The 18523-nt window shown below is 59.8% G+C and carries 16 protein-coding genes; 11 read left to right on the top strand and 5 right to left on the bottom strand.

Annotated features, from left to right (window positions below):
• The first annotated feature begins 141 nt into the window (after positions 1-141).
• The 3 genes from ACOBR2_RS08425 to ACOBR2_RS08415 all read left to right on the top strand — a co-directional run bounded on the left by ACOBR2_RS08425 (position 142) and on the right by ACOBR2_RS08415 (position 4326).
• On the top strand, positions 142-1557 hold the full coding sequence (locus ACOBR2_RS08425; protein WP_420239578.1) for a tryptophanase: 1416 nt from the start codon (positions 142-144) through the stop codon (positions 1555-1557).
• 32 nt (positions 1558-1589) lie between these two features.
• Positions 1590-2075: an Lrp/AsnC family transcriptional regulator gene (locus ACOBR2_RS08420; RefSeq protein ID WP_420239577.1), complete on the top strand. Its 486-nt coding sequence runs from the start codon at positions 1590-1592 to the stop codon at positions 2073-2075.
• A gap of 286 nt (positions 2076-2361) precedes the next feature.
• Positions 2362-4326, top strand: a complete 1965-nt coding sequence (locus ACOBR2_RS08415; protein WP_420239576.1) for a glycoside hydrolase family 35 protein — start codon at positions 2362-2364, stop codon at positions 4324-4326.
• Between the two features lie 30 nt (positions 4327-4356).
• Here the strand turns inward: ACOBR2_RS08415 and ACOBR2_RS08410 are convergent, their stop codons facing one another.
• Entirely contained in the window at positions 4357-5289 is a 933-nt protein-coding gene (locus ACOBR2_RS08410) for a DMT family transporter (RefSeq protein ID WP_420239575.1), read from the bottom strand.
• A 62-nt stretch (positions 5290-5351) separates the two neighbouring features.
• Entirely contained in the window at positions 5352-5981 is a 630-nt protein-coding gene (gene ribA, locus ACOBR2_RS08405; RefSeq protein ID WP_420239574.1) for a GTP cyclohydrolase II, read from the bottom strand.
• A gap of 131 nt (positions 5982-6112) precedes the next feature.
• On the opposite strand from ribA, the gene ACOBR2_RS08400 reads away from it, so the two are divergent.
• On the top strand, positions 6113-7411 hold the full coding sequence (locus ACOBR2_RS08400; protein WP_420239573.1) for a sensor histidine kinase: 1299 nt from the start codon (positions 6113-6115) through the stop codon (positions 7409-7411).
• A 239-nt stretch (positions 7412-7650) separates the two neighbouring features.
• On the opposite strand, the gene ACOBR2_RS08395 is transcribed toward ACOBR2_RS08400, so the two are convergent.
• Positions 7651-8037: a hypothetical protein gene (locus tag ACOBR2_RS08395; RefSeq protein ID WP_420239572.1), complete on the bottom strand. Its 387-nt coding sequence runs from the start codon at positions 8035-8037 to the stop codon at positions 7651-7653.
• Positions 8038-8104: 67 nt separating this feature from the next.
• Here ACOBR2_RS08395 and ACOBR2_RS08390 point away from each other — a divergent pair, with 67 nt between their 5' ends.
• The 5 genes from ACOBR2_RS08390 to ACOBR2_RS08370 all read left to right on the top strand — a co-directional run bounded on the left by ACOBR2_RS08390 (position 8105) and on the right by ACOBR2_RS08370 (position 12682).
• Complete coding sequence (locus ACOBR2_RS08390) at positions 8105-9055, top strand: MBL fold metallo-hydrolase (protein ID WP_420239571.1); 951 nt, start codon at positions 8105-8107, stop codon at positions 9053-9055.
• Between the two features lie 231 nt (positions 9056-9286).
• Entirely contained in the window at positions 9287-9748 is a 462-nt protein-coding gene (locus ACOBR2_RS08385; RefSeq protein ID WP_420239570.1) for a hypothetical protein, read from the top strand.
• Between the two features lie 98 nt (positions 9749-9846).
• A complete protein-coding gene (locus ACOBR2_RS08380; RefSeq protein ID WP_420239569.1) occupies positions 9847-10233 on the top strand; it encodes a DUF309 domain-containing protein in 387 nt (128 codons plus the stop codon).
• A 120-nt stretch (positions 10234-10353) separates the two neighbouring features.
• Positions 10354-11988, top strand: a complete 1635-nt coding sequence (locus ACOBR2_RS08375) for a trypsin-like peptidase domain-containing protein (protein WP_420239568.1) — start codon at positions 10354-10356, stop codon at positions 11986-11988.
• A gap of 343 nt (positions 11989-12331) precedes the next feature.
• The gene (locus ACOBR2_RS08370; protein ID WP_420239567.1) at positions 12332-12682 is read left to right on the top strand and encodes a peptidoglycan-binding domain-containing protein; all 351 of its coding nucleotides are present in this window, start codon (positions 12332-12334) and stop codon (positions 12680-12682) included.
• An 83-nt stretch (positions 12683-12765) separates the two neighbouring features.
• Here the strand turns inward: ACOBR2_RS08370 and ACOBR2_RS08365 are convergent, their stop codons facing one another.
• Together ACOBR2_RS08365 and ACOBR2_RS08360 are read right to left on the bottom strand one after the other, a co-directional pair.
• The gene (locus ACOBR2_RS08365; RefSeq protein WP_420239566.1) at positions 12766-13635 is read right to left on the bottom strand and encodes a DUF92 domain-containing protein; all 870 of its coding nucleotides are present in this window, start codon (positions 13633-13635) and stop codon (positions 12766-12768) included.
• 247 nt (positions 13636-13882) lie between these two features.
• Positions 13883-15157 (bottom strand): M16 family metallopeptidase, encoded by a 1275-nt coding sequence (locus ACOBR2_RS08360; RefSeq protein ID WP_420239565.1) that lies wholly within the window; start codon positions 15155-15157, stop codon positions 13883-13885.
• Positions 15158-15529: 372 nt separating this feature from the next.
• On the opposite strand from ACOBR2_RS08360, the gene rlmN reads away from it, so the two are divergent.
• Together rlmN and ACOBR2_RS08350 are read left to right on the top strand one after the other, a co-directional pair.
• On the top strand, positions 15530-16687 hold the full coding sequence (gene rlmN / locus ACOBR2_RS08355; RefSeq protein WP_420239564.1) for a 23S rRNA (adenine(2503)-C(2))-methyltransferase RlmN: 1158 nt from the start codon (positions 15530-15532) through the stop codon (positions 16685-16687).
• A 181-nt stretch (positions 16688-16868) separates the two neighbouring features.
• Positions 16869-18497: a hypothetical protein gene (locus ACOBR2_RS08350; RefSeq protein ID WP_420239563.1), complete on the top strand. Its 1629-nt coding sequence runs from the start codon at positions 16869-16871 to the stop codon at positions 18495-18497.
• The last annotated feature ends 26 nt before the right edge of the window (positions 18498-18523 follow it).

Here is an 18523-nt window from a genome sequence, read left to right as displayed (position 1 = left end):
CTGCAACACTAAGGTGTTTTGCCATATTTCCCATGTATTTATTCAAGTTTTTATAATTTATCCTTACTTTCTCATGAGTAATGAACTTTACGCCTAAAGAAGGACCTTCCCGATCCACCCACTTCTTCCTATCCTTGAACCATGGCATTGCAGATGGCAGAGTGGCAGAACCGGATGGAGCCTTACAAAGTACGCGTAGTGGAAACACTGCGCTGGACGACGGCCGAAGAGCGCGAAACCGCTCTCGAACAGGCCCGCTATAACCTGTACGCGCTCTCTTCCTGCGATGTACTCATTGACCTGCTCACCGACAGCGGAACCTGCGCCGTCAGCAGCAATCAGATGGCCGAGATGATGCGCGGCGACGAGTCCTACGCAGGCAGCCAGAGCTTCCGCCGCATGGAAGCCGTGATCCAGCAGATCTTCGGCTTCGAGCACATTCTGCCCACCCATCAGGGTCGCGCAGCCGAGCGCCTGCTGCTGCAAACCCTCGCGCCCACCGGCTCCCTGCTGCCCTCGAATACGCTCTTTGACACCACCCGCGCCAACGCCCTCGATCTGGGCATGGAAGCCGTCGATCTGCCCACGCCCGCCTTCTGGGACTTCGCTTCCGCCGATCCCTTCAAGGGCAACATCGATTGCACCGCGCTGGAGGCCCTGCTGCAGAGCCCCGCAGCCGTCCGCGTTCCCTTCGTTCTGCTCACCATCACCAACAACGTCTGCGCTGACTTGCCGGTTTCCATGCGCAATCTGCGGGAAACAAGCCAACTGGCGCACCAGTACGGCAAACCGCTCTATCTGGACGCCTGCCGCTTCGCCCAGAATGCCTGGTACATCCAGCGCTTTGAGCCCGGCTTTGACCAGCGATCCATCGCCTCCATCGCGGCCGAAATTTTCTCGCTCTCCGATGGCTGCTATGCCTCCGCCAAAAAGGACGCCATGGGCCAGATTGGAGGCTTTCTGGCCTTGCGCGACGCCGAAGCAGCCCATGCTGCCCGCCAGCGCATGCTGCTGGCCGAGGGCTACCTCACCTACGGCGGCATGACCGGCCGCGACATGGAAGCCATCGCCACCGGACTGGTGGAAGGCATGGATCAAGCGCATCTGAATAGCCGCATGGAAACCACTCACGCCCTGCACACACAGTTGCTGGAAGGCGGCGTTCCGCTCATCGCACCCTCGGGCGGCCACGCCGTCTATATGCTTGCCCAACAGGTTTTGCCGCATCTGCCGGCCAGTCAGAATCCCGGTCAGGCGCTGGCCGTGGAGCTCTATCGCGAGGGCGGCATTCGCTCGGCGCGCATCTGCATGCAGCCGCAAAACGGACCTTACGCGGGCCAGAGGCTGGAGATGCTGCGGCTGGCTATTCCCAATCGCGTCTACAGCCGCCGCCATCTGGACTACGTGGCCGAATGTGTGCGGAACGTTTGCGCCCGCGCAAGCCTGATCGGCGGACTGCACGTCGTGCGGCAACCCCAACTGCTGGGTGGTTTTATGGCAGAATATGAAACAGTGCCTGTCACTTGCAGGGAGCCCGCCATCTTGGCGGCTTGTTAGAAGGCAGCACGCACGCCACTGGAGGGCGACTGATGGAACTGGACGCGAAAGACTGCGAGATCATCGCCCGACTACAGGCCAATGCACGTATTTCCTTTGCCGAACTCGGCCGCCAGATCGGCCTTTCCACACCGGCCACCATTGAACGGGTGCAGAAGCTCGAAGAGGCGCAGATCATCCTCGGCTACCATGCGCAGATCAACCCCGCCGCCGTGGGCCTGAGCGTAAACGCCACCGTGCGCATCACCGTCGATGGCAGCCGCATCGCGCTCTTTGCCGAGCAGGCGCGACGGATTCCCGAGGTGCTCAGCTGTCACCGTATTACCGGCAGCGAATCGTACCTGGTCAAGGTTTCGGTCCGCGACACCCAGCATCTGGAAGAGGTGATCGACGCCATGATGCCCTACACGGCCACCAACACCTCGCTGATTCTGGGCTCGGCCTTTGCCTGGAAGCCCACCACGCCCGCGCAGATACTGCCCCGTCGCGCCCCGCGCAAAAAAGCCCGCGCATCCTGATTGTTCTGTCCTCTTGAGCGGAGTTTGGCCGTTTTTTTGACCAAACGGAGTCGAAAGATCTGCGGTTGTCCTTCAAGGATCTTCCGCAGAAGTTGTGTGTCTTTAGAGCCAGAGTTCCTTTCGGCAGAAGCAAAAAGCAACCGCAAGCACGAAACACTCACCAGCTCCATCGCCTTCCACTTCACACTTTCCCCGGCAAATCTTCCTTTTCTCAAGCCAGACCTCCATCCACTGTTTTAGGATGGTTGTGCCCGTATTGAGCTTATTTCAAAAAGGAAACTTCGCCATGTCTGCTTTGCGTCGTCTTCTGTTGCCTGCCGCCCTTGGTCTAGCCTGCCTGGCCCTCGGCACTCCTGCTGCCCACGCCCACACTAAGCAACCAGAAAAGCCGAGTTTTACAGTAAACGGCGACCACCTGGAGCTGAACGGTAAACCTTTTCAGATCGTCTCCGGCGAAATGCACTATGAGCGCATTCCCCGCGAATACTGGCGGGCACGGCTCAGAATGGCCCGAGCCATGGGTCTGAACACCATTGCCACCTACGTCTTCTGGAACGTCCACGAGCCCGAACCGGGCAAATTCGACTTCAGTGGCAACGCCGATCTGGCCGAGTTCCTGCGCGAAGCCCAGCAGGAAGGTCTGTACATGATGCTGCGCGTCGGCCCCTATTCCTGCGCCGAATGGGAGTTTGGCGGTTTCCCAGCCTGGCTGCTGCAGGACCCCAAAAACGGCCTCACCCTGCGCTCCAATGATCCAGCCTTCACCGAACCTGCTGAAAAGTGGCTCAAGCGGCTGGCGCAAGAGGTCGGCCCCCTGCAGATCGGCCGTGGTGGCCCGGTAATTGCCGCCCAGATTGAGAATGAGTACGGCAACTTCGGCTCCGACGCCGCCTACATGGAGCACCTGCGCCAGATCTTCCTCAAGGTCGGCTTCAACGACTGCCTGCTCTACACGGCCAACCCCTCACGCACCATCGCCAAGGGCTCGATTCCCGGCGTCTTTGCCGCCGTCAACTTCGGCATCGGCCACGCCGACGTGGGTCTGAATGCGCTCGCCCAGCTTCGTCCCGGCGCACCGCTCTTTGCTGCCGAATACTGGCCCGGCTGGTTCGATCATTGGGGAGAGCCGCACCAGACCCGCACCACCGATCCGCAGATTGCCGATCTCGGCTACATTCTGGGCCACAAATCCGGCGTAAACATCTACATGTTCCATGGTGGAACCAGCTTTGGCAAAATGGCCGGCTCCAGTTGGATTGAAAACAAATTCCGGCCCGACGTCACCAGCTACGACTACGATGCGCCGCTCGACGAAGCTGGCCGCCCCACCGCCAAATACTTCGCCTATCGCACCGCCATCGCCAAGGCCACCGGCGTAGAGCCGCCTCCGGTCCCGCCCGCGCCGCCTTCCATGGCCGTGCCCGCATTCACGCTCACCGAGTCCAGTTCGCTGTGGGTTGGCCTGCCCGCGCCGGTGCAATCGAATACACCCAAACGCATGGAGGAACTCGGCCAGTCCTACGGCTTCATCCTCTACCGCAAAACACTGGATGAGCCTGCCCACGCCGACCTCGTGCTCTCCGATCTGAACGACTACGCGCTGGTCTATCTGGATGGCCGCCTGTTGGGCGCGCTCGATCGCAGCAACCAGCAGGACCGCCTGCGCATCGACAGCGACAAACCCGGCGCACGGCTCGACATTCTGGTAGAAAACTCCGGCCGCATCAACTCCACCCGCGAAATCCGCAAAGAGAGCAAGGGAATCAGCGCCGCCACGCTGGCCGATAAGCCGCTCACCGGCTGGGCCATCTACTGCCTGCCGATGAAGCCCGACTCCATCTTCGACGCGCCCGGTCTGCCCGCCGAAGCCAACTTCACGGCTACCGCAAAATCGACCACCGCAGCAAAATCAGCAATGGCTCCGGCGTTTTATCGCGGCGCCTTCACGCTCGATCTGCCTGCAAACAAGCCTATTCCCGACACATTCCTCGACGCTGCCGACCTCGGCAAAGGTGAAGTCTGGCTGAACGGCCATCCGCTTGGCCGCATCTGGAATGTAGGTCCACAGCGCACGCTCTACGTACCCGGCGTATGGCTGCACACGGGCCGCAACGAAGTGGTTGTGCTCGACCTGCTGCGCCGCGATCATGCGCCGCATCTGGCCGGACTGGCCCAGCCGGTCCTCGATGCGCCCACCCGCCAGTCCACCGCCGCACCGGATGAGAACGTAGGAGCCAGCGGCAAACCATAGCATAATCGGCAGGACTGCAACGCCTTCGGCTCACGCTTCGTGAGCCGAAGGCGTATGCGGAGCAGAAACCATCTCAGTCAGCAGAATTCCAACCAGAATCAGCCCCGCGCCACAGGCCGGACGCACTCCCAGCCGCTCCCCCAGCACCAGAAACGAAGTCATCCAGGCAAAAACCGGCTCCATGGTCAGCAGCAGCGCGGTGTGGGTAGGCGGCAGCACCGACTGCACCCAGCTTTGCACGGAGAAAGCAGCAGAGGTGGCCAGTACCGCAGCCACCAGCAGAGCGGTAATCAGGCGAGCGCTCCAGTGGATCTGCGGATGCTCGACCAGCGGCAGACTCAGAGCCATAAAGAGGGCGCAAAAGCCTACCTGCAGCATCGCTAGTGGCCGAAAATCGACTTTGGGCGACGCATGGGCCAGAGCAATACAGTGCAGGGCAAATCCAACCGCGCAGCCAAGGGTAAGCAGGTCACCGAGGTTGATGGTGGCCAGATCGGGCAACAGCCCCAGCAGCAGAGAACCGCTGGAATGAGCTTCCGCCGGCACGGTCAGCAAAAGAATACCCACAAAAGCCAGAAACGCACCCGCAAAGGCATTCCAGCGCGGCGCATGCGCTCCCGGCGGCCGCAGCCAGCGAATCGCAGAGAAAAAAGGAACCAGCACCACCAGCAGGCCGGTAATAAAAGCCGATTTGGAGGGTGTGGTGCGCACCAGACCGATGGTCTGAAACTGGTAGCCAAAGGCCAGACAGAGGCCCACGACCGCGCCATAGGCAATCTGACGACGATTGATCGTGCGCCAGTAGCGGTGGTAGGCCACAGCCAGCACGGCAAAAGCCAGCGTCATACGAACAAGGTTGAAGGCGGCAGGCGTAGCATCGGCCAGCGCCGCCTTGACGACGACAAACGTCGCCCCCCAGACCGCAACCACGGCCAGCATCAGCAAGGAAGCTCGCAGTTTCATCTGTCAGGATTATGGCAGATGGGCAAAGCCCATCCCCCATCCATGTCCTGTAAAGAAGCTTGCTAAATCATCGGATCGTCGACGATGTGGCCCATCTTTTCCTGCTTGGTGCGCACATAGTCGCTGAAGGTATCCAGCGGCACAACCTCGGCCGAAACCCGCTCCGCCACCTGAATGCCCGCCGCCTCAACGGCAGCCACTTTTTCCGGATTGTTGGTCATCAGGCGAATGCTCTTGATTCCCAACAATTGCAGAACAGACACAGGCATTGCGTAATCGCGACAGTCGGGGGCAAAGCCCAGCTCGACGTTGGCCTCCACCGTATCCAGTCCGTTATCCTGTAGAGCATAGGCTTTCAGCTTGTTCATCAGGCCAATGCCACGGCCTTCTTTCTGCTCATAGAGCAGAATGCCCGCGCCTTCCTTGCCGATCCTGTTCAGAGCCAGCTCCAGTTGCAAGCGGCAATCGCAGCGCAGCGAGCCAAAAACATCGCCGGTCAAACATTGGGAGTGGATGCGTACCAGCGGCGGCGCGCTCTTCACATCGCCCATCACCAGAGCCACCAGCCCCTCGACCTCGTCGGGCTTGCCGTTCACGCCGGAAACGGTCCGTTCAAATCCCTGAATTCTGAAGTGCCCCCAGCGGCTGGGAAAGTCCGCATCGGCAACCTTTTTCACGCTCTCAAGTGCCATCTTCCTATTTTACTTGGCCGGGTAAACGGCCGTCTCTCCATGATCCGGGATTGACTCTACCCTCGTTTCACTTTGGATGCACAAACCGACGATTGGATGCCACCCCCGGAACGCGATAGAGTGAAAGCGTGGTGGACGACAAGCTAATTCTGATCACACTGCTGGTCAAACTGGGCGTGGCTGCCGCGGTGGCCAGCGCGCTGGCCCGGGCACGCACCTTCCAGCGCCTGCTCTTTATCGAGCATCGCCGCCATCGCCAAACCGCGGCTTTGCTGGCCTTTTTTCTGGTCCCGCTCACCCTGGGCGTCTGGGTACGCACCACGGTCCCCAACTTTCTAGCCGCCGACATCTCCTTTGAAGCCGTGATTCTGCTCGGTCTGCTCGTCGGGCCCGGCTGGGCGCTGCTGGGTGGACTGGTGCTCTCCACGCCCGCGCTGCTGCATGGAGAGTATCTGGCCCCCCTCTTCAACGCCGTGCTGGGTCTGGCCGCGGGCACATTCGGCCACTTCGTCGAGTGGGAAGAGATCTGGTCCTTTACCCCACTCATCGATCTGAGCCTCTACCGCTGGATCCGCCGCAACCTGCGCCAGCCCCGCATGGATCGCCAGATCCTGATGCTCTTCCTGATTGCCGGACTGGAAATTGTGCGCGAGCAAGTCTCCCAACTCTATCCACGACGGCTCTTTGCCCTGCATACCGGCGTGTGGTGGCTGCAGGCGCTCACCTGGCTCTGCGCCCCCATGGTGGTGGGCATCACGCTGAAGGTCTGGAATGCGCTGCGCATCGAACTCAAGCTGGAAGAGCAGAAAAGACTGCTGCTCGAAGCCCGCCTGGACGCCCTGCAGCGGCAGATCAATCCCCACTTCCTCTTCAACACCCTCAATGCCATCTCTTCGCTGGTGCGCAGCCGTCCAGAGATGGCGCGGAAAATGACCGTCAAGCTGGCCAACATTCTGCGCGCTCTGCTCAAGGACCACGACACCTACGTGCCGCTCAGCGAGGAGCTGCGCTTTACCGACGATTATCTCGACATTGAGCAGGTGCGCTTTGGCACCGAAAAGTTGAAGGTGGTCAAGGAGATTGACCCCGCCTCACTGGAGGCGCAGGTGCCCAGCATCCTGCTGCAGCCGCTCATTGAGAACAGCATCAAGCACGGCCTGGAGCCGCGCATCGGTGGCGGCACCATCACCCTGCGCAGCAAACTGATCGGCGACATCCTGCGCATTGAAGTGGAGGACGACGGCGTGGGCATGGGTGAAAAAACAGCCCCGACGCTGCGCCGGCCAGGCATGGGCATCGGCATGAAGAATGTGCGCGAACGCCTGGAAGTGCTCTATGGTCAATATGCAAAATTTGAGGTCATCAGCAGCCCGGGCCGGGGAACCTCGGTCATTCTCGAACTGCCGTCAAGCCTGACCCAACCCGAATAAGCGAAGAACCCTAGGAAATCTCAGATTAATACGTTGTTTTGAAAGGGCACGACTTTAGTCGTGCCGCAAATGCCACGAAAAGGCGAGGGCTTTACAGGCTGCGGAAAAACTCTCTTGGGGCTCGGTTTTGAAAGGGCACGGCTTCAGCCGTGCCAAATAAACACAATAAAATCAACGGGGCTTTAGCCCCTGAGGGAAGGTCCTGCAATCCAGCCGAAACTTGATCAGAGCTTCCCTGGCTAGTACAACACCACTTTGAGCTTCGCCTGGCAGTTCGTCTCCGGCCGGAAGGCGACGATCTGCTCCTTGCCGTCCTTCTGCAGGTGAATGTAGAGCGGCTTCTTCAGGACTTCAGGCAGCTTGGTGATCTTCAGGTGCCCCTGCGCGTCCGTGTAGGCCTCCAGATCAAGACGCTTGACGCCCATCAGGCCATACTGAATCCGGGCCTGCATCTTGGCCGCATAAACCGGCTTCTCATCCGGCGTAAGTACGGTGATTTCTGCCGAACAACTGCCCAGATCCGCAGAGATTTCGTTGGGCGGCGGCACGGGCGTCTGCGCCTGAGCACGGCCAGCCGACAGGACAAAAACAACCAATAAACTTGCAGGCAAAAAAGAGAACTTCATGGGCCCAGTATAGCTCCAGAGCATTTCTTGCTGCGTCTTGCACAGGCCTGCGCGTTATGCTCAAAGTATGGTGCGATTCACGGTATTGGCGTCGGGTTCCAAAGGCAACAGCACAGTTGTCACCGGCGGCCGTACACGCATTCTGATCGACGCCGGACTGAGCTGCCGCGAGCTCTTCCGCCGCATGCGCGCAGTGGGCGAAGATCCGGAGACGCTGCAGGGCATTCTGATCACCCACGAGCACGCCGATCACGTGAACGGCATTGTGGTTACCGCCCGCAAGCTGGGCATTCCCGTCTACTTTACCGAGGCCACCCACCGCGCCTGGATGCGCTGGCTCACCCCCCGCCGCCAGATGAGCTATACGCAGTGGCTGGAAAAAATGCGCCAGGAAAAAGCGGCCGCTCCGGAAGAGGGCGAAATTGCGCCCGAAGAACAGGTTGAAGAGACCTCTGTAGCCGTGGCCACCGCCGAAGACCCCACTCCCCTGCCCACCGGCAAACAGGATCCCGTCTGGTTGCCTAAGGTGGAGTACTTTGCTCCCGGTGAACCGTTTTCCATAGGTGACTTAATAGTAAACCCCTTCACCACTCCCCATGACGCCGCCGACCCCTGTGGCTTTGTGCTGGAATCCGAGGGGATTCGCATGGGTTATGCCACCGATTTGGGATATATGCCGCCCAACGTCAAGCAACAGCTCAAATCCCTGAATCTTCTGCTGCTTGAATCGAACCATGACCCAGAAATGTTGCGCGACGGCCCCTACCCGTGGGCGGTAAAACAGCGGGTTTTGTCCCGAGTAGGACACCTTTCAAATAATTCTGTAGCAGAATTCCTGAAAGGGGACTATGATCGCAGCGCAGAGGTAGTAATCCTAGCCCATCTATCTGAAAGCAATAACCTTCCCGAATTGGCACACCTCTCGGCCTCGCAGGCTCTGAACACCCATGGACAGCTATTTGCCAACCAGTTACTGGTGGCTTCCCAGCAGGAACCTTTGCAGTCCATTCTTTTCTAGTGCTGTTCCATTACAATAGTATTTTGAGGGTGTTGCTTTGTGAAACACTCTGAACTGCAGAAAGGCAGAAGCCTCAATGGTTTTGTCTTGCACTCCGACAGATTTCGGAGGAACCTTCGCAACGTTTTCGGTTTCGAAAGCGTCTCACAACAGAGTACCTGTGATGCTACTTGGATCAAATCTGGTGGGATGCAGAGAAATGAATCCATAGCAAAGCGAGTCTTGAAAATTATGGCAAAATCTCAATGCACAGATCGAGTGGTTGGCGCCATCCTGGCAAGCTGGCGCTATGATATTTCGGGCATCTCGCCCGACATGCGTAAGGACTATGAACAGCATTTGGTCGAGTGCAGCCGCTGCAGCGCGCGGCAGCGCTTCCATCGCACGCTGGATGTTTCGCTGGCGATCCTTACCTCACTCTCTGCCGTGTTCTTTCTCTTCGCTCTGGCCGTCCTCAAGCACATCAAACCGCTTGAGCATGTTGCCTTTAATATCTTCAGCCTGGATATTGTGGACACCTATCACATGCTGGTTTCGGCCGGTATCGCTGGACTCATTTTCTCGGTGATCGTTCTGGCTCTGGTACTGACGACCACCTCCGCGCCCATGTACCTGGGTGGCATTGCGGCAGAGCGCGCACGCTTGCTGGAAGAACGTCTTCCCGCAGCCATCAAATCTTTCCGGTCCCGCTAAACGCTAGCGCGATCGACAACGGACGCAGAACGGCCTCCCCACCAGGGAGGCCGTTCTGCGTCTGCTGAAAATGAGCTACAAGCAAAAGGAGACGGTCGTTGGAATTTGACTGGAGCGCAGGCGCGCTGGCCCAAGGCTTGGCCTGCTACAGCCGCGCGGAGTTCTTTGAGGCGCACGAGTACTGGGAAGCCTGCTGGAAGCGGGCTGAGGGTGGCAACAGGGTCCTGCTGCAGGCTCTGGTGCAACTGGCCGTGGCCATGTGCCACCATCAGCGGGGCAATCGCGTAGGAACCCGGGCGCTGCTCCGCAAATCACTGGAGCGTCTGGAAAACTGCCCCGAGGCACTGGGCGAAGTGAATGTACAGCGCCTGCGGAAAGAAGTGCATAGTTGGATGCGTTGGTTGGATGCGGAAGAAAGTGCGGCACCGCCGTCGGTTCCCGAAATTCTTGCGCCCATCCAAATTCCCCCTTCCGATGCACCGTAGAACGATTTGCTCCCTTCGTTCGCCAGTTGCCCGCCACCCGCACCGCAACTGGCTATACTGTAGGGGATTGGAATCATGACCCGGACCACAGCGCCCGGCTTGACGAGGTTAAGGATCAAGATGAAAACACTTCTGGAGCGGCTACGCAGCCGCCGTCTGGCTTCAGCTTTCGTTGTGCTCACAACATTGTCTGTTGTTCTTGTCGTTGGTTCATATGCGGCGCACGGCGTGCGTGGGCAGGTGCAGTCGAACTCCTCCGCCGACGCCACGCCTCTCAAGGTGGTCAACTCCACCTTGCCGCCCAATGATTTTGTGCGCATCGCCAAGCAGGTGGGTCCGGCCGTGGTCAACATCAACGTGCAGATCCTGCCCAAGCAGGCCGAAACCAAAAAGAAGCAGAACCCGCGCCTGCGCGCGCAGCCCCGCTCCCAGTCGCCCGAAGACGGCGACGATGACGACGATCAGGGGCAGGCCCAGAACGGCATTCCCGACTTCTTCTACAAGTTCTTCGGCGGTCAGGCGCCCGGCATGCCGGGGGCTGGCGAAGATCCCAACCAGGGCGTGCAGGAATCGCTCGGTTCCGGCTTCATCGTCGATCCCAAGGGCTACATCATCACCAACTACCATGTGGTGGAGAAGGCCGACAAGATCTACGTCAAGCTGGCCACCGACCCCGACAATCAGGACCGTGGCCGCTCCGCGCGGCTGATCGGTGCCGACAAGGCCACTGACCTCGCCGTCATCAAGATCGACACCAGTACCCCGCTGCCCACCGTCAAGCTGGGCAACAGCGATCAGGCGCAGGTGGGCGACTGGGTGGAAGCCATCGGCAGTCCCTTCGCGCTCTCGCAGAGCGTCACCGCCGGCATCATCTCGGCCAAGAACCGCACGATTCAGCCCGGCGCTTCGGGCCAGTTCCAGCACTTCATCCAGACCGACGCCGCCATCAACCCCGGCAACTCCGGCGGTCCGCTGCTCAACATGAACGGCGAAGTCATCGGTGTGAACACGGCCATCTACACGCAGTCGGGCGGCTACCAGGGCCTGGGCTTTGCCATGCCCTCCAACACCGTCGTCGATATCTACAATGACCTGATCAGCCCCAGCCATAAGGTGGTGCGCGGCTCCATCGGCATTACCTTCCAGCAGGGCCTGTCGGAATCCGTCACGCGCATCTATGGCAATGGCGTCATTGTGCAGAGCGTCACTCCTGGTGGTCCGGCAGACAAGGCCGGCCTCAAGGAGCGCGACGTCATCACCCACATTGATGGCCGCCCCATCAAGGATGGAGACGATCTGATCAACGAAGTGGCCGGACGCCGCCCCGGTTCATCGGCCCGCATCGGCTTCCTGCGCGACGGCAAGCCGCAAGACGCGACCTTGACCATCGGCGACCGTGACAAGATCTATGCCGAACTCACCGGCCAGCAGCCGCAGGAGTCCGACGAGGATCAGGGCGACCTTGGCGAAACCAAGCTGGGAATCGTCGTGCGCCCCGCCCCGCAGTCGACCGTCAGCAAGATCCACAGCGACGGAATGCTCATCCAGTCCGTGCGCAGCGGATCGTTTGCTGACCTGCAGGGTCTGGAGCCCGGTCTGGTCATCACCCGCATCAACCGCCAGTCGGTCAGCACCCGCGACCAGCTCAACGCCGTAGTCGGCAAGCTGCACCCCGGCGACGACGTGGTCTTTGAGGTCATCGACCCCCATCATGCCGATCAGGGCATCAACATTATTGGTGGACGTCTGCAGTAGGGTAAAATAAAGGAGCGGTGCCGGAACAGGAATTTATCGGCATCGCTCCTGAAAACTTTAGTTATCAGGACCAGATTACGAAATTGTGCTTGATGCTTCCATTTATCACGGCTACACTGGTCGCGAATTACCTTGGAACATTTTCATTGAGGTGGATTTCAACGTGTCATCCATGCGATCTTCTGTGGTCATGCTATTCGCCTCGGCGCTGATAGCATCACCAGCATTTGCATCTCGGGTTCATCAGGCCCCGACCAGCGGTCAGTCACACCACAGCCACAAATCTGCGGCCGCTACTTCTGCCCCTAAATCCGGTAGCCATTCCACTGCCAAGGGTGCTCATGTGGTGCAGGCTTCAGCCAGTACCCATCGCATGCACGGCCAGCAGGGCATTGACCCCGAACGCGCCACCCAGATTCAGCAGGCTCTGATCCGTGAGCACTATCTGACCGGTGAAGCCAGCGGCCATTGGGACTCCGACACCGCCGCCGCCATGCAGAAATTCCAGGCCGATCAGGGTTGGCAGACCAAGCTGATGCCCGACTCGCGCGCCCTCAAAAAGCTCGGCCTCGGCCCCGACTACTCCAATGCCATCAATGCCAAGACCGGCAACTTCGTTGATCCGCCGCCGCTCAACAGCATCCCGTCGAACACGATTGCTGGCTTTACCGCCGGATCAGGCGTAAAAGATTAGTTCTTCACAAATATACCAACAACGACCGCAGGGATTCTCCCCTGCGGTCGTTGTATTTTTAGCTCGCATTTCTCACTGAAAAGCTACAGAACCACCAGCAAGAGCATGGCAAACAACGCGGCCGAAGCCGTCGAAAGAAAATTCACTGCATCATTGTTCAGCCAGCCGCGATCCTCGATGGTTGCGCCCAGCAGGCTATCGAAAAAGAACCCGAAAACTCCGCCCCCCAGCGCAATCCAGAAGGTTGAAGGGCCGTCCTGCACTGCCCATGCGCCCGCCGCCGCAACCACTGCCGCCGCCAGAGCTCCGGCGGCGGTTCCCGGCAGACTGATGGCCCCATTGGTTCCCGGCAGCACACGGCGCAGTGTGGTGAGCAGACGCGGCGTACCGCCAAAAACCTGCCCAATCTCGCTGGCCACCGTATCGGCAGCAGCCTCGGCAAAAGCGGCCAGGGCAATCGCAAACAACGGCATCGGAGTTCCCTGCCCCCGGTTAAACCCAGTGCCGCCCCCCAGCAAATTCAGCAGAAATGGATGCGCCACCAGCATGGCCACGCCCAGATTGGCGGCAATCTGCGAGGTAGTACGACCGTGTTTGCCCTCGGCCAGCCCCAGACGCTGCTTGCGTCCCCGGCCCAGCCGCGTAGCCAAGTGGGCCAGCAAGGCCACCAGCAGCACCGGCACCAGCGCCGTGCGCCACGGCTGGTAGGGCCAGCTTTCGGTGGAGTAGATCAGGCTGGCGGTAATGGCCACACCTGCCGCTGCAGCTCCGGGCGTGGCTGCGCCCAGCCTCCAGCTGACCAGCCCCAGCAACAGGCTGGTGCCCAGCACCTCCAGAGCCACCATGGGCATCTGAGTGGCCCACCAGTGTGTTTCCAGAAACAGATCGGCAGCCGCCGCAGGAAGAACGGCCAGCAGCACCAGCTTCGATTGCCAAAAGATCGTATTGCGCATCGCTTTAATGCTAGAGCATTTTCGGAATACACGTAGACTTTTTAAGGAGCTCACAAGGTGCCTTTTTCTTGAGAAAAAAGGCACTTAGCATCCCGCTTTCGATCTACAGCAATTCCGAAAATGCTATACCGGTTCGCATGCACAAACAGCGAGGGCTTCCGGCCCGAAAGTTCCGGGGCGGAAGCCCTTGCATGTAGAGTTTTTTGCAGCGGCAAAAACCGCGCCGAGCAATTCTTCCGGTTTTACCTCAGCAAGCCAGCCGTTCGCGGGTCAGCTTTACGCCGTCCAGTCGGCCGAGCAGCGTAACCGCAATCCGTTCACCATGGAAGAGGCTTGCCGCCAGTTGCTGCACGTCTTCGGCGCTGACGGCCTCGATGCGGCGAATCACTTCTTCCGAGCCGACAAAGCTGTGGAAATACATCTCCTGCCGTGCGATGTTGGCCATGCGCGCATTCGAGCTTTCCATGCCCAGCAGGATGTTGCCCTTCAGCTGATCCTTGGCGCGCTTCAGCTCTTCGGCTTCCAGCGGAGCTGTTTTGATGGCGCGGAACTCGGCCAGAATCAGATCCACCACATCGAGCGCCTTCGACGCCGAGGTGCCGGCAAAGACGCAGAGCGTGCCGGTGTCGCGGTACGGGCTCAGGTCGGAGTACACCGAATAGGCCATGCCGCGCTCTTCGCGGATCGTCTGAAAGAGTCGCGAGCTCATGCCGCCACCCAGCACCGTATTCAGGATCAGAGCCGTGTAACGCTCCTTGGAAGTGATCGGCGGCGAGGGCACGCCCAGGCAGATCTGCACCTGTTCCAGCGATTTCTTGTTACGCAACAGAATGCGGGCGCTGGCGTCGGGCGCGGGTTCCTCATTTAGGGTTGCGCCGCCGGGCATGGAGCCGAAGCGCGCAGTCACAGCCTCCACGAACTCATCGTGGTGCAGCTGCCCGGCCGCTGACAGAATCATGTTGCCGCCATGAAAGCGGTCGCCGTGATAGCCAGCCAGCTTGTTGCGATCCAGACCGCGCACCGTATCGGTGGTGCCCAGAATCGGCTTGCCCAGCGGATGCCCCTTCCAGAAGTTCTGCGTGAACAGCTCGTGGACCAGCACGTCGGGATTGTCTTCGTCGATCTTGATCTCTTCCAGAATGACGCCGCGCTCGCGCTCAATATCGTCAGGCGCAAAAATCGGGTTCAGCACCAGATCGGAGAGCACATCGAGCGCCACCGGCACATGTTCAGCCAGGGACTTGACGTTGAAGCAGATGGTTTCCTTGCCGGTAAACGCATCCAGATTGCCGCCGATCGAATCCATTTCGCGGGCAATGGCCTGGGCCGAGCGTGTTCCCGTCCCCTTGAAGAGCATGTGCTCCACAAAGTGCGAGATTCCGTTGATTTCTGCCGGTTCGCAACGGGAACCGGATTTGATCCAGACACCCATGGCCACCGAGCGCAGATGCTCCATGCGTTCGGTCAGGATGGTCAGGCCGTTGGGCAGGACGGTACGGCGAAGATTACGTTCTGTGCTCATGGACAAGCTCTGATTGTAGGCGAACGCGAGCCAAAAGGGTACGCGAATCGTGGAAAGACGCGCAGGAGCGGTGTTAGCGCAGTTAGCGGAGTTGGCGGAGTTGGCGCGATTAGCCCTGCGGATGATGGAAGCTGCAAACAGAAGTGGGTGCCCCAGGTCCCGCTTCTGGGACATGGGAAGACTGCGAACCAGATCCAGCAAACCACAAATCGATCCGAAGGTGAAATCATCCTTTCCCTGGTCCGAAAATCCGGACCAGGGGCACCCAGAGAATACTGAATGCTCAGATCCGGCTACAGGACCAGCTTTCTAACCCAGCCAACGCCACCAACCACGCTAACCGCGCCAAAAATGCTCTATTCTGAAAAGGCCGTGCGTAAAGCCTCCCCATTGCCGATTCTTCCCCCGCAGCCCGCCGCAAAACCCCTCTTTGGCCTGAACCGCGCCCAGTTGCAGGCGCTGGTGGCCGACTGGGGCCAGCCCGCCTTCCGCGCCAACCAGTTGGCCGAGGCGCTCTATCGCCAGCGGGTCGAATCCATTGCGGAAGTCTCCACCCTCTCCAAATCCCTGCGAGAGCAGATCGAGTCCGCGGGCTACGCCGTGGCCCGGCCCAGTATCGCCCAGGTCTTTTCTTCCGTGGACGGCACCGAGCGCTACCTGGTTGAGACCAACGACGGCCGCACGGTGGAAACCGTCTGGATGCCGGAAGGCGACGACGGCGAAAGCGGCGACGGCAGCGAGGATTCCCCTGTAGCTTCCGCCGACCCGAAAGAAACTGTCCAACGCGCCACCATCTGCGTCTCCAGCCAGATCGGCTGCGCCGTCAACTGCCAGTTCTGCCTGACCGCCAAGCTCGGCTTTGAGCGCAATCTGACGCCGGGCGAAATCGCCGGGCAGGTCATCGCGGTGCTCAACCGCCATCAGGTCGAAGTCGGCCGGGACCGCGTGAATCTGGTCTTCATGGGCATGGGCGAGCCGTTTCTGAACTACGACAACTTCATGGCAGCGGTGCGGATTCTGGTGGAAGAGGTAGGCCTGAGCCCGCAACGCATGACGGTTTCCACCTCCGGCATTGTGCCCGGCATCGAGCAGTTCGCCGCCGAGCCCCCTGCCCTGCGCCCCAAGCTGGCGCTCAGCCTGAATGCGCCCGATGATGCCGTCCGCGCTGAAGTGATGCCGATCAACCGCAAATGGCCACTCGACCAGGTGGTGGCGGCGCTGCGCACGGTGCGACTGCGCCCCCGCGAACGGCTCACCTTTGAATATGTGCTGCTGGGCGACGTCACCGACCAGCCCGACCACGCCCGCCAGGTGGCCCGCTTCATCCGCCGCACCGGTCTGCCCGTCAAGGTCAATCTGATCGTGTGGAATCCTGGCCCGGATGTGCCCTACAAGATGCCGGAAAGCGGCGCTCCGGAGCGTTTTCATGCGCTGCTGATCGCAGAGGGCGTTCCAGCCTACCTGCGCCGCCCGCGCGGCCGCGACATCTACGCCGCCTGTGGCCAACTCAAGCGCACCGTCGAAGGATGAGTCCCAACAGGAGTTCGCCTCTGCCTTTTCCGTGGGGAAAGTGAAAGAAAAATCACGTTTTCTCATCACCGGAAGGCTTCTGGCGCGTCCAAACTAAGAAGAAACATTTTGCGCGGGCGGGCATAGCTGCCCAGGACCCGGTCTCTGATTTACAATCACGGGGTAAGCAGGAAAGTTCTGAATGAGGCTTTATTCAATGAAATCAAGCCGGGCGCTGGCGCGTTTGGTTCAGGCGGGGGCAGCCTTGACGGCTGTTGCTCTGGTGGCGGGTTGCGGCAGCAATTACAAGTCTGTGGTAACGCCCGTTACGTCGAGCGGCGCGGCTGCTCAGGTGACTTCGTATGCTGTAGCCGTCTCGGCTCCTTCCAGCAGCACCGGCGTGGCCACAATCATCGACTACTCAGGCGATACCGTGATGGCCTATGCCAGCATCGATTCGGGGCCGTACAACTTTACCCTCGACGAACTGGGCTCTGAAGGCTACACCTACAATCGCGACGGTACGTTGACCAACTTCCCCATCAGCACCTCACTGCAGGCCAAAAATGTCCTGTACTCCACGCTCTCCACCGGCGCGGTTCCCATTAATTGGATGGCGCCGTCAACCGGCCTGTGGGCCGCTGATCTGACGAGCAACGTCGTCGACATCTTCTCCGGTTCTCCCGAAGCTTTCAAGGAGTCCATTCCCACCTCTGAAACCTCACCGGTCTTCATTGCCGGCGCGCCGACCACCAGCGGCCAGCGTGAGTATGCGATTTCGCAGGGCTTTACGGATTCGACCGGCGTTACTTGCAATACCAGCGCGACGAGCGAAGCCTCCGATGGCTACGCCACTCCGATCGAGATTTCAACCTATACGGCGGATACGCCCATAAAAGTTGGAACTTGCCCGGTCTTCGCAGTGCAGACCCCGAACCTGAAGCGCCTGTTCGTAGTCAATCGCGGCAGTGACACCATTACCGTCATCAACACGGTAAGCAACGCTCTGGATTCCTGCACGCCCTATGAGAATGTGGCTGGCCAGTGGGTAACCTGCCATCCGACCATTCCGCTGTCGCAGAATGCACTGACAGCCACCAGCGTTGTGCCGCCCAACTGCGCGTCGGCCTCCGATACGGCCTGCGCAGCTATGCCTACCAGCGCCGAGCCGGTCTTTGCCGAGTACAACTCCACCACCCAGCAGTTGATTGTGTCGGACTATGTGGGCGGCACCATCAGCGTGATCGACGTGCCCCTCGACGAGTACGGCAACGACTCGAACACCTATAGCAGCTGCACCAGTACAGGATCCTGCACGCTCACCGGTGGCTTTGGCAGCGTACACACCATCAAAGTGGGTCGTCAGGCCACTAACACCAGCATCACCACTAGCCCCTATCCGGCCAGCCTTACGGTACTCTACGACGGCACCAAGGCCTACACTGCCAACCAGGGCGATGACAGCGGCGATGGCAACGGCACGGTTACTGTGGTAAACCTGAGCAGCTATACCGTGGAAAAGACCCTCGAAGTCGTCGGTCATCCGCGCACGGTGGTCTCTACTCAGAACTCGGAGTACACCAAGATCTACGCGTCCTCGCCCGACAGCGACTACCTGACGGTGCTCAAGTCTACGGGTACCAGCACCGATGTGGTGGACACGACGATTCTGGTCGACGGTGAGGTGGTGGATGTTCGCACCACCACGCAGAATGGTTCGAGTGGAAACATCAACTACACGAGCCGCACACCGGGTTACGGCCTGCCCTGCAACCTGCCGCCGAGCCTATTGACTCCGGCGTCGGCTACAACCTGCCGCGAAATGCCATAAGCCACGCATTACAAGCAAAAAAAAAG

Origin of the sequence: Telmatobacter bradus, assembly GCF_048629425.1 — a bacterium.
GTDB lineage: Bacteria > Acidobacteriota > Terriglobia > Terriglobales > Acidobacteriaceae > Telmatobacter > Telmatobacter bradus.
Note: the sequence above shows the minus strand (reverse complement) of the source record. Positions and strands in the feature narration are given on the sequence as shown.

Bases quoted from the DNA above. Each gene is read 5' to 3' on its own strand.
- ACOBR2_RS08425 (WP_420239578.1), top strand. From the start codon at position 142: ATGGCATTGCAGATGGCAGAGTGGCAGAACCGGATGGAGCCTTACAAA.
- ACOBR2_RS08420 (WP_420239577.1), top strand. From the start codon at position 1,590: ATGGAACTGGACGCGAAAGACTGCGAGATCATCGCCCGACTACAGGCC.
- ACOBR2_RS08415 (WP_420239576.1), top strand. From the start codon at position 2,362: ATGTCTGCTTTGCGTCGTCTTCTGTTGCCTGCCGCCCTTGGTCTAGCC.
- ACOBR2_RS08410 (WP_420239575.1), bottom strand. From the start codon at position 5,289: ATGAAACTGCGAGCTTCCTTGCTGATGCTGGCCGTGGTTGCGGTCTGG.
- ribA (WP_420239574.1), bottom strand. From the start codon at position 5,981: ATGGCACTTGAGAGCGTGAAAAAGGTTGCCGATGCGGACTTTCCCAGC.
- ACOBR2_RS08395 (WP_420239572.1), bottom strand. From the start codon at position 8,037: ATGAAGTTCTCTTTTTTGCCTGCAAGTTTATTGGTTGTTTTTGTCCTG.
- ACOBR2_RS08390 (WP_420239571.1), top strand. From the start codon at position 8,105: ATGGTGCGATTCACGGTATTGGCGTCGGGTTCCAAAGGCAACAGCACA.
- ACOBR2_RS08385 (WP_420239570.1), top strand. From the start codon at position 9,287: ATGGCAAAATCTCAATGCACAGATCGAGTGGTTGGCGCCATCCTGGCA.
- ACOBR2_RS08375 (WP_420239568.1), top strand. From the start codon at position 10,354: ATGAAAACACTTCTGGAGCGGCTACGCAGCCGCCGTCTGGCTTCAGCT.
- ACOBR2_RS08365 (WP_420239566.1), bottom strand. From the start codon at position 13,635: ATGCGCAATACGATCTTTTGGCAATCGAAGCTGGTGCTGCTGGCCGTT.
- ACOBR2_RS08360 (WP_420239565.1), bottom strand. From the start codon at position 15,157: ATGAGCACAGAACGTAATCTTCGCCGTACCGTCCTGCCCAACGGCCTG.
- ACOBR2_RS08350 (WP_420239563.1), top strand. From the start codon at position 16,869: ATGAGGCTTTATTCAATGAAATCAAGCCGGGCGCTGGCGCGTTTGGTT.